Below are 11,141 nucleotides of genomic sequence, written 5' to 3' on the forward strand. Positions count from 1 at the left end.
TCGCCAACCGCTGGAGCGACGAGCTCGCGGACGTGGCGGACAAGGTGTACACGAGGGATCTGTTTAAGCGGGACTAGTTTTTGATGCGGCGCTGGTTTGATGCTGGCGCCGCATTTGTGTTTGGGCATGGGGGCGTGCGATGAATCTGAATACTATTAAGAGAATTGCATATGCTTCTTCGGTTATGCTTGCGCTTCTGGCAACGCCGGGATTGATCGCTGTCGATCATTTTGTTTCTGACGATAATCAGGTTCACGTTAAAGCTTTGTTGTATTTTCTTTTAGTTGCCGGCTCCGTAGTTCTGATTGTTGTCCATGAGTTTTCGAAACAAAGGATAAAGCGAGTTAATTCAGAATTGGAGTCAAAGCTTTTCAAACAGAACGTCCAGCAGATCGTTGTTTCACAGTTGGTTAGACTTAACGAACGAAAGACAGACCTGATAAAGGAAAACACTTATTCGCTTTACCTGCATCCCAGAGATTTTCCTTATTGCTACAACGTCCATCAGTATCTTAGGGAGATATGCGGCTCGATGGAGAGCGTTGTTTCGGAAGTCATTTCGGCGAATATTAATAACATCGACGTTTCGCTTATTTATCGTTATCCCGATGACGCGAATGATAGCGATTGGAAATGGATTGTTGGAAGGTCAGGACTTAGTGGTGGCGCTAAGTTAAAAAGATTTATTGAAGATCCATCTACTCTGTACTTTAATTTAATAAATGGCAGATGTGACAATCCCATATTCTGCAACGATAAGTCCACCTCATCGCTTTATGCTCCGGGTAGACGTGACCGCCTATTTGGGTGTCAGGGGTCCTATTTCGCCATTAATCTAGAATGCAGAAATGCATCTTCCGTTCTTCTCGAGGCAGTGTTATTGCTTTCAACTTACGGCATTAATTTTGTCCCCATAGACGGTGATGCTGTAAATGTAGATTCATTTAAGTTCACGCTTCAGCACGTTATCATCCCTCCTTTTGTATCTCTTTTGCAGACGGAGTTTGCTGCTCTTTATATGCGCCATAATTGGGATGACGTTAAGCGTGTTGATTTTGGCGGATTGGACTACTGTGTCGAAGAAAGCTGACGAGGAAAGAATAGGTGCGAACTCTGGCCTTAAAGGTAGCCCGGCTCTGCTGTGCTTTGTCAGCTTGACGATTATTGTTTTTATTCCAATTGCAGTGATGCTGCTGTATTCAGTCGACTCGCCAAATGTTATAAAAACGCCCTGGAGTGCAGGGGATATGCTTGGGTATTGCGGAACGATGGGTGCAGCCTTCATAGCCTTACTCGGTATCGTTTACGGCGTTTTTGACGCTTGGGAGCAGCAACGGGTGCAGAGCAGGAAAAGCATCGCGCCGCATTTTTCGATGGTGATCTTGACTCAGAAGAATAGGAAAGGCTTATCTTCTATGCTTCCCTTTGGCAGCGACGATGCTGTCGAATCGCACACTAATGATGCTGGCTATAGGGAAATCTCCAATGAGTATTGTGAGGTTGATGAGCGCGAGACTTACGTAATAATCGGCAATAAGATTGAGTATAAAGATGGGCTTAACAGCCATCAGTGGGAGTGCGTGAAATCTAAGTATATGCGTATGGTTGTGAACGGCCTTGAACTTTCATTACCCAACCAAACCATTTATGCTCCTTTGAGATTTACAAATACTGGCCCAGGTTGTGCGACCAACGTTAGGGTCGGTGTTTACTCTAAGGGCGAAGAATGGCGAGGAGTCAGAGCGATGACGCTCGATCATGGTGAGAGCTTTTACCTTGGGATTTATATCGACACCGAAAAATGTTCTCCAGTTGGAAACTATGAGCTGGGAATTGCTTACTATGATTGCTTCGGTTACAGGTATATGCAAACTTTCGACTTAAGTGTCGATAAGGAAGAAAATGGATCCTATGTTTCCAAATTGGAATACGTAGGCAGAAAGGTCATGATTGCCGACCCTTCCTCTTCGAATTAGGCTTCGGCTAACCTCATTTGAATATGGGAAATACTGTCCTGCATTGTGTGCGAACTGATTAACGTCATTGGTTCCGCGCTCTGTTCTTCTCTGGGTCTTCACGTTGACAAGGCGTTTTGGCTTCCGTTTTTGGTGGGGAAACCGTTCATGATGGTTTTGAATGGAGCGTGAACGTAGTCCAGTGGAACGAACGAGCGTAGATGGCCGTTTTGTAATGAAAGAGATGGCTCCACTAGGTTGATATAATCCAGTGAGTAAAGATCGCCACATGCGTCCATCGCGCTCAACCGGCAACCTCTTCTGGGAGGTACCGTCAAGATTCTTTTGCAAATTGATTTAGTCGTCCCCGGCCCCGTCCTCTTCTAGCCCTCCGCCTTTCCCCTCAGCTCGTCCATCTCCTCCAGCTTCGACATGTCCAGGTACCTCCTCTTGCCCCACTCGTGCTCCACTATGTACTTCAGCCTCGCCGTCACCAGCATGAGGGCCGAGTTGCCGTCCGGGAAGGTCCCGACGACCCTCGCCCTCCTCCTGATCTCGCGGTTGATGCGCTCGATCCCGTTGTTCGTCCTGATCCGGTGCCAGTGCTCAGGCGGGAATTTCATGTAGGCAAGCGTCTCGGCGAACCCGTCGCGCACCGTCCTTTCGTTGCGCTCTGCCCGACGAGCTCGGACGTCACCTCGTCGAGCAATGCGTCGAGCGACCCCTCGTCGACCGATATTATGTTCGCAGACACGGTCCGCGGTCCCTTTGTCGGTGATTTGCTGTTTGGTTGCTAGAAATCATATGACAGGGCGCACACCGTGTTCCGCAATGCGGTTGTCAATTTGCGAAAGAAATTTTGCGTCACTGCTGTGTTCCAAACTGTTCGATCATCAGACTGCCGTTTGACGGAAATAAATAGACTGCTGCGCTCTTCTAAAGTGTCGGGGAGTAATATTGTTTCAGGCGTTCACTGCCTGGTGCATGACGTTAACATCCACTTGTTGACCATTGAATTTGGTCAACTGATTATTGGGGGTTGTCATGTCGCTAAACAATAGAGCTATACAAAATACCGGAAGTAATAAGTTGGTTGTCGGCTCGTCCGATTGATTGCACAGATTGTCACACTGTTTTCTTTTGAAATGGTGGCCCGGCATGCTTGTGCCTTTGAGAGACACGTTACTCATATTGTTTGTTTTGCGTTAGGGGAGACAATGGCTGATAAAGATTCCATTTCTAAAGAGTCTCGATTTTATGCTAAACATCCGGTCATTTTCGGTATCCTGTTTGCAATAATTCCGTGCCTCCTGACAGCGTATCTTGGCGACTTGCATGGTCAGTCTGAGATAGTTGATGAGTTGTCCAAACGCTTCGATTCCGTGGAAGAAAGCATGAGCCTTAATGATGCGCTCGAAAGCGCGTATAAAGATTATGCGAATGTCGAGGCTGAACTAAATGCTCTTAAGGATGAGGAAGCGGGTAAACAGGTTCTTGCGAACGCTCGTGCTGCCTGGGATTCTGGTAAACATGAGGAAGCTTTGACTTCGCTGCAAAAGGCTTCTAAGAAATCTGGAGACTGTGCTGTTGCTTTTGCTGACTACTCTTCTGCTTACACCGATGAGGTTTTAGCCAAGGCTGACGAGCTGGTCTCATCAAAAAAGTATGATGAAGCGAAGAGCGTTTTGAAAGCTGCTTCGAAGATTGTGAAAGATCCGGCAAGAATCAATGATCTCCTGGATGAACTTGATGGTGTTTCCGAAGTGGCGTTGACCTCTCTTACGGTTGCTTCTTCCGATCGTTTTGAGTTGATTGAAGGTTCCCAGAAAGACACTGCCGGGAATAGTTATTCATCCGACGATACTTGGGTTGGTCGCCCTCTTAGTGCCGATTCTCCTTCGATTATATCATTTTATATCGGCAAGAAGTACCGTTCGTTGAATGGCAAAATTGCTGTTGAATACGTAGAGGACACGAGCATCTTGAAGGACTTTGAGGCGAGACTTGAACTAAGGGGCTCTGTCGATGGGTCCGATTCAAAAGTAATTTGGCAAAAGGACCACATTACGATGAATACCGCACCTACTGACATTCCGTCGAATGAAATTGATCTATCTGATTTCGATTGGCTTGAGTTCAGGGTTTACTCCACTAAGGGATATACCGGTAATGGTATTCCGGTTTTGCTTAGTAGCGTCAAGCTGATTAAAGAATGAGTGGCCGCTTGAGCTGGCATTGCGTATTTGTTTATTTGAGTGACGCACTATAACGAATGCAGTATTGTCGGTATTGCTTATGGGCACTGGGGCTAATGCGGGCCCCAGTGCCCTTTCTTTGTTCTAACTCATTTCGACCATGTCGGTCGTGGTCCTACTTCAGATTATTGAATGGTTCGGTGTGCGCGTGTCCATTATTGTGTATCTAGACGATGGGCAATTCGGTTTAATCAGTGGGGCTATATATAAATCAGCGCATAGGCATGTTTGATTCAATGCATCGACGCTCCCTTCGCCTGCTGGGCGGACTGATTGAGTCCAGCCCCCAAGTCGTGTTTCGGCAGTTTGATTTATAGACTACCGTTTGACGAAAAGAGTTAGACCAACGCTCTTTACAAAAGTACCAGGGAGTACCATTGCTTCAGGCGTTTACTGCCTGGTGCATGGCGTTTCTCGTGGACACAGGCCCCTTCCTGCCAAGGGGATAGGGACTTGTGTTTGCATCGGCAATGGATACGGAGCCGCGTACTCATTGCACTAGATGACTTCAACATTGAAGTGATATTAATACTTAGGGCTAATCCGTTCTGGTTGCAAAGGGATTTGTGTGATGAAAACTCAGATATTGGTCTACAAAAAATCGAATTGCGGTTTTACGGAAACAAGCGACTTGACGATAAGGGAATTCTGTAAAGCGCTCGCGTTCGATGCTTTTGATCTAACGGTTATCGACTTGCAGGATAAGTATTTATGGAAAAGCGATTACACCAACGATAAAATTCTGCAAGATCATGCGGACATTTCCTCTTTCGGCAAATGATGCTGCAGTCAAATAAGGCTAAGTGCATTGTTGTGCTTCCGCAAAACTATTCGTTTTTATATTCTTATGGATACAATCTAGAGACTCATTCTGAGGGATATAAGAAAAAGAAGCCTCTAAAGGATTTTATTAAAGATTTCGCTGTCTCTCCGATAGGCGAGTTGTTTTCCTTCTCACTTCGTATTTGTTTTGGGAAGTCGATAACTCTTGTTTCTAATAAAGAGCTTCATTCTGATTTTTCGTTCAGTATGCCAATCACCTCTCCCCTCAAGCCACTATTAACTTCGAACGCTTCTACGATCTCAACGGTACTGATATCTGAGACCCTCGCGGCTACAACGCTTGAGATAAACACCAATGAGGATTTATCGGCGGTTATTGATGCTATATTCCCGGCAGTAGTTCTGTCCGTTCTGATTCCAGATTGGCTTGACGAAGTCGAATATCATGATGAAACGGCCCAAAGAGCGCGAATAAAAGAGATAGACGAAGAAATGGCTCTTCTGGACAAGGAAAAGAAAGAAATCGAGGGAGTCCTCTCTAATTATCAAGATATTAAATCAGTCCTCTGCTCCAAGGATTTTGAACTTGAAAAAATGACTCGTCATCTTTTGGCAAAGATCGTTGAGGTGGATGAGGACTTTGAAGACTGTAAGGAAGAGGATTTTAGGTTCTCATACAATGACACTCTCTATTTTATTGAAATTAAAGGCAGTAAGGGTGGATTGAAGCGACAGCATATTTCGAAGACATATGATCATGTCCAAATAAAAGCGGACGCGATGGAAGACGAAGGCAGCACCAGCAAGTTAAAAGGCGTCCTAATTTTTGCATCACAGATTGAATTAAAACCTGAAGAGCGAGATCCTTTCCCTGAAACCCAGATTACCATTGCCCGTAAAAACGACATTGCGGTTCTTTCGACTGAGACGTTGCTTCGTTGCTATGAAGCCTATATAGAGAAACGTTTGACTTCGACTTCTTTTAAGGAGACATTGAGCCAAACGTCTGGGCTTGTAAGCTTGGATTTGTTTGGCTTGGATGCTTAGCCTCTTAACTGAAGCGGAATAGAACGCGGCCTTACGAGCAAAGATGTCCTTGTGATGGCCTTTGCGCGAGTAATAACGAACATCTGTTGGTGTCCGCTTAGCACAACACGAGGCGTGCTAAATTATTGGTAGCCATAAACCCTAACGGTCAGGAGGCTGCATGAGGATCTCTAAACTGAGGATTGAGAACTATCGGAATCTCGATGGTGTTGCGATTAGTTTTGACGAGGACGTGACCTATATTGTTGGCGAGAACAATCTCGGCAAAACGAATGTACTCGACTTGCTCAATACAATCTTCAATCAGGCGACGATTGGCGAAGAGGATTTCGCAGACACCGAAAAGCGTTCAGGTGCTGTAGTAACTTTAAAGATGGACGAGGACGAGATCGGAATATCGGGGCCCGACATCGATCCTACGACCGGAAACACTATTACCGTCTGCGCCTTTGCCGACGATCCGGATTCTCGTATAGAGTTTGTGGCCGAGGAAAGCGGGGAAAAGATTCCCCCTTCTTTTATGAGATCCGTTCACATGTTCAGGTACTCTACTGCATCTTTCAATAGGGGAGACTTGGCGTTTGACGGTACGCGCGGCGTCGGTAAAGTTCTCGCCAAAGGCATCGCTCTTTACCTAGATAGGGAGGGCAAAGAGGTCTCCGACTTTCTAGACGGGAATGAGCTCGAAGGTCTGGTTGCAGATCTCGGTACGATTGTCGGTGACGTACCCATCTTGTCATCATATGGCGTGAGGACGGGCGTCGACTCATCGGATGGCGGAACGCTTGGAAGTTTGGTTACCTTGCTTGATAAGAGGGGCGTTCATTTTAAAAAGGCGGGGGTAGGCTTGCAGTACCTTGCCATTGCCTCGCTTTCGATAATCGAGAGCATTATGCGACTTTCGCCTAAACGCCTTCAAGAGAGCCTCTGCTCGGATGGCGATGACAAGCGCGTGCTGCATGCCGCGCTGGTTTATGACGAACCCGAAGCTCATCTTCACCCATATATGCAAAGACGGCTCTCGAAGAGCTTGCATAGGATTTGCGAAGGGGAGGATGCCAAGTTCAACGCCCTTCTAAAGGAGTATTTCGGGATTGATTCAATCAAAGCTCAGCTGATCATGGTGACGCATTCGCCAAACATTCTGGCTCGAGGCTATAAGAACATCGTGCGATTTGGACAGGGCGAAGCTTCTCCAAGGGTCACGTGCGGCAAAGATATTGACCTGTCCGACAAGGTTGAAAAACATCTTATGCTGAACTTTGAGTCAATACGAGAGGCCTTTTTCGCGCGGTCTGTTTTGACTTTTGAGGGGCAGACGGAGTCTGGGGCCATTCCGGTGTTCGCTCGCAACCTTGGGATGGATCTGGACGATTATGGAGTTGTGCCCATCAGGGCTGGCGGGAAAGAGAACGTAAACCCGATCTGCGAACTTTTGGGCAAATTCGAGATTCCAAATTATTCCATTGTCGACAGGGATGCCGAGCTGCCGGAAACTTCTGGGGACCATATAACGACAATTGAACGGGATTTTGAAGCTGAGGTTATTGACGCGTTCTTCGCTGGCGATAACCAAAGCGCGTTCATAGAACTTCTTGAGTCGACGGATTCTCAGAGGGCAACTTCCATTAAGGGTAATAGTAATGCATTAAATAAAGCCCGAACTATCTACGATGTTTGTTTGCCGGACTCTGAGTATGATTTTCAGGGACCGGAGTTTGACGGGCAATTCGCCGATACGCCCAAATCGCGTGCGCTTATGTATGCATGGCTTTCATCGAATAAAGGTGTCGTGTCTGGCGTCGCCCTTGCAGAAGCTCTTGGTGCCGATGGCGTTCCCGTATGTTACGAAAGCATTATTCGCAAGGCCGTGGGGCTCGAATGTTAGTGAGCCAGACTGACTTGCTGGATAGTGTTAGAGCTGCGATTGAGGCGCGCTGTGGTGGAGATGCATCGCAGCGCTCCGCGATCTTTTCTCCATCGAAGAGGGTATTCGTAGAGGCGCCGGCAGGATACGGGAAAACCACAGTTATGACTGGGCGGGCTTGCTGGTTACTGGCATCTGGCGAAGTTCAGCCGCCAAAAAGGATTTTGGCCCTAACCTTCAGCGTCGCTGCCGCGCGGAGAATGCGTACTGATTTAAGCGCCACTATGTCGGCGCTTCCTGGTCACGTGGCCAAGCATTTTGAGGACAGCGTCATGGCGACTAATTTCCATGGCTTTGCTTGGGCCCTGCTGCGCAGATATTGGAGATCGCTCTCGCTCCCGGTAAACGTCGACGAGCTTTCTATGGTTGATGACAACGGAGCCGTTGACGAGCTGATTTCGCGAGGTGTCAGGCTGACCTGGAATGAAAAGAATGCCGTTGACGACTTCCTCCGCTTTATGAGAAACGGTCAGGACATGGACTTGAGGCGCGTGATGTTTTCCTTTAATAGGATCGTCAGGGATCGGTTCGTTCCGAACGGTCTTTTGCCATATTCTGCAATGATTTCCCTTGCAATTGAATTGCTCTCTCATTTTCCCAAGTTAAGGTCCTATCTGTCGGCAGTGTACCCTGTCGTGCTCGTCGACGAGGCGCAGGACACGAATGCGTTGTGCTATATCTTTCTAAACGGCTTGGTTTCTGATAAATCAGGAATCTGCATGTTCGGTGACCCTATTCAGCGTGTCTATGGTTTTATTGGCGCAATGGAAGGCTTAAAGGCAAAGGCCACTACCGACCTGTGTCTATCGCCGCTGGAGCTCGAACATAATCATAGGTTTTCTGGGGGATCTATTGTTGGGGAGCTTGGTGCTGCGATTCGCTCCCACATGAAGGGTGCCATTGTCAGCGGTACGCCCCGACTTCCCATATTTGCTGGCGCTGCACAGCAAGACGAAGCGACAGCCATTGTTTCTAAGGTTGCGGCGCTCATCCAAGTCGGTGGCGGGAAGATCGCGATTCTTGTTCGTAAGCGTGGTGCCCTTGCCGATCTCATTATGAACGAATTGGTTAAGGAGGAGATGCCATACTTCAACGGGCTTTTCTCTGATACAGACCCAGAGTTCATTGAATTCAATGCGTTTACTTTATCCAGGATTACCGATGCAGCGTTTGGAGAAAAGGGCGTCAGCCGGTCAGCTGCGGACAAAATAATTGACTCCGTCTCTGATGAACTGCTGACTGGCTCCAGGAGATTCGAGTATGGGCGGTCCTATGCCATGCTTCTTGGAGCGCTGCGGAAACACCTTAAAACTGACTGCGTCGCGATGGATCCGTCTGAGCGCTTCGACTATATCGTTAGCATCTTTTCCGAGGGCTCCCTGCGGCGTTTCTCCGATTACCTTGATGCAGATATCTCGATCATGACCATTCACTCCGCTAAGGGGCTCGAGTGGGACACTGTTTTCATTCCGGGCGTTACGCGTTTCGATTGGCCTGGAGTGATTTGCTCTCGGTGCGAAAGAGCTGGTATATGCTCGCGTTCTGCGTATGGATGCCGGATCGTTGATGCGATGAATATGCCAGACGGGCTTATTGAGGAAATGGGCCTGCTGTACGTCGGCGTCACTCGCGCCCGCAAAGCGGTATATGTCTCCGCTTCTATGCAGCGCAGGACAAATAACGGGAACTATCAGGTTGCTTGCCCCTCTTGCCTAACGTCTCTTCCGGGTATTGAACCTGTGAGCTGGTCGGTCATGGACGGAGAGGGGTGATTGTCGGCGGGATGGGGCGTGTCTGCTGCTGACGCGAGGTCCGGTTGCGGCTCTTGCTGTGGTCTCATGGAGTGTGCCCAAGCTGTTCTTTGACTAGAACGGCTTGGGCACTAGCGTTTTGGTGGGATGCGGTGTTTGTTTAATTAGCCACTGTTGAATATTGTGAAGCAGCACCGTGGCATTAGCCTAGGCGCCGTGGCCGACATGGGCCCCAATGCCTATTTGCTAACGTCTGGCTTGGCAGCGCTGTTGCATGTTGGCTTCGCTCATGTTGATGCAGGTCGTATTATGCGCCTCTATCCGCGATGGTTGTATCTTTCCGGACGAAGTGATCGAGCGCCATCACTTTGGGCCTGGATACAGTCGTCATGGAGCTGCGCACAAGGCCACTTGATGGATCTTCGGTGCTCTACAATGGCGGTGCCAGACGCTGATATAGCTGCTGATTGAAAGACATTCTGGTAAGTTCACTATTGCCCAGTTCTTTGACCCGCGGGTCCCTGTCATTGTTGCCGTATATCAACGCGGATAGATCTTCTACAAAACGCTTGCGTCTATTTTCAATATCCTGCTTATAGGGAAGCTCATCTTTATTGGCTCCCCATACCGATTCAATCACTTCATCAAGATATTGGATGAAGTGATCGCTGTGTTTCGCAAGTTCGTAGACAGCTTCGTAGCCAGTACTGGTCTTCATTTCGTGCCAGGCGAGCGGGTCATAGTAAGCGAGAATGTTTACTACAGGAAGCAGACCCTGGTCTGGGAAATGCTGAACCCTTCCATTCCCAAAGTGCTCCCAGTGGTTAGCAATGTATCTAGATAGATTTGTTATAGAGTCGATAAGCCTGTTGCAGGCTCTTAGTGAGGCTTGTTTGTAGCCGAGCAAATCGATGGTTATATCCATGAAGGTATATCCATCCATTGTATTGATTCCTTTATACAGAAGGTAATCAGCCGGTTTTATCGGATTTAGCTCAAGACGTTTGTCGTAGAAGCGCTCGAGGTATTTTCTGCCGTCGAATCTTGGGCCATATACGCCCTGGAGGGAATGTGCAAGCTGCGTAATGTCGGTCGAATAAACTACAACGATGTTGTCTTGCTGAAACAGCGTTTTTGCTTGTTCGAGTACCTTTATTGCGAATTCGGGCCGGCAGCGGTCGAGTTCGTCGATAAAGATGATGGCTCGGTCGGCTACCTCGGGAAGATTGGTCTTAATGAGTTCGTCAATTTTGCCTCGAAGTTCTTTCTCATTTTTGTACTGTTCGAGAAAATCGGTTCCGCTGAAATTTTCAATGACACCATTGATGTCACCGCCATATCCGATAGATCGCGTCGAAAATGTTGGTGTAAGGGCGGCGCCCTAGCGCCCGTTTAACGAAGAACGGCCTTCGTCCTAGAATCT

At 47.9% G+C, this 11,141-nt stretch carries 7 protein-coding genes and 2 pseudogenes; 6 read left to right on the plus strand and 3 right to left on the minus strand.

All coding sequences use genetic code 11. The annotated features are described in order from the left end of the window. Window positions 1-139 precede the first annotated feature (139 nt). Window positions 140-1,090 (plus strand): hypothetical protein, encoded by a 951-nt coding sequence (locus PMX21_RS09300; protein WP_271759216.1) that lies wholly within the window; start codon window positions 140-142, stop codon window positions 1,088-1,090. Continuing rightward, window positions 1,074-1,976, plus strand: a complete 903-nt coding sequence (locus PMX21_RS09305; protein WP_271759217.1) for a hypothetical protein — start codon at window positions 1,074-1,076, stop codon at window positions 1,974-1,976. Before PMX21_RS09300 ends, PMX21_RS09305 begins: the two co-directional genes overlap by 17 nt. 362 nt (window positions 1,977-2,338) lie before the next feature. On the opposite strand, the pseudogene PMX21_RS09310 reads toward PMX21_RS09305, so the two are convergent. Next, a pseudogene (locus tag PMX21_RS09310) lies at window positions 2,339-2,620 on the minus strand (transposase); the annotation flags it as partial. Between the two features lie 552 nt (window positions 2,621-3,172). Here PMX21_RS09310 and PMX21_RS09315 point away from each other — a divergent pair. The 4 genes from PMX21_RS09315 to PMX21_RS09330 all read left to right on the plus strand — a co-directional run bounded on the left by PMX21_RS09315 (window position 3,173) and on the right by PMX21_RS09330 (window position 9,739). Further along, window positions 3,173-4,171: a hypothetical protein gene (locus tag PMX21_RS09315; protein WP_271759218.1), complete on the plus strand. Its 999-nt coding sequence runs from the start codon at window positions 3,173-3,175 to the stop codon at window positions 4,169-4,171. Window positions 4,172-5,023: 852 nt separating this feature from the next. After that, complete coding sequence (locus PMX21_RS09320) at window positions 5,024-6,040, plus strand: mediator of RNA polymerase II transcription subunit 4 (protein WP_271759219.1); 1,017 nt, start codon at window positions 5,024-5,026, stop codon at window positions 6,038-6,040. A 160-nt stretch (window positions 6,041-6,200) separates the two neighbouring features. Next, the gene (locus PMX21_RS09325) at window positions 6,201-7,928 is read left to right on the plus strand and encodes an ATP-dependent nuclease (protein WP_271759220.1); all 1,728 of its coding nucleotides are present in this window, start codon (window positions 6,201-6,203) and stop codon (window positions 7,926-7,928) included. Next, complete coding sequence (locus tag PMX21_RS09330; RefSeq protein WP_271759221.1) at window positions 7,928-9,739, plus strand: UvrD-helicase domain-containing protein; 1,812 nt, start codon at window positions 7,928-7,930, stop codon at window positions 9,737-9,739. The genes PMX21_RS09325 and PMX21_RS09330 overlap by 1 nt, the downstream gene beginning before the upstream one ends. A 409-nt stretch (window positions 9,740-10,148) precedes the next feature. On the opposite strand, the gene PMX21_RS09335 is transcribed toward PMX21_RS09330, so the two are convergent. Next, complete coding sequence (locus PMX21_RS09335) at window positions 10,149-10,661, minus strand: hypothetical protein (RefSeq protein ID WP_271759222.1); 513 nt, start codon at window positions 10,659-10,661, stop codon at window positions 10,149-10,151. Window positions 10,662-10,763: 102 nt separating this feature from the next. Beyond that, window positions 10,764-11,063: pseudogene (locus PMX21_RS10090) on the minus strand (P-loop NTPase fold protein); the annotation flags it as partial. Window positions 11,064-11,141 lie beyond the last annotated feature (78 nt).

This window comes from Collinsella aerofaciens, from assembly GCF_028209885.1.
Taxonomy (GTDB): domain Bacteria; phylum Actinomycetota; class Coriobacteriia; order Coriobacteriales; family Coriobacteriaceae; genus Collinsella; species Collinsella aerofaciens_BA.

Coding starts and splice junctions, on each gene's coding strand:
- PMX21_RS09325 (WP_271759220.1), top strand. CDS start 6,201: ATGAGGATCTCTAAACTGAGGATTGAGAACTATCGGAATCTCGATGGT.
- PMX21_RS09315 (WP_271759218.1), top strand. CDS start 3,173: ATGGCTGATAAAGATTCCATTTCTAAAGAGTCTCGATTTTATGCTAAA.
- PMX21_RS09335 (WP_271759222.1), bottom strand. CDS start 10,661: ATGGATGGATATACCTTCATGGATATAACCATCGATTTGCTCGGCTAC.
- PMX21_RS09300 (WP_271759216.1), top strand. CDS start 140: ATGAATCTGAATACTATTAAGAGAATTGCATATGCTTCTTCGGTTATG.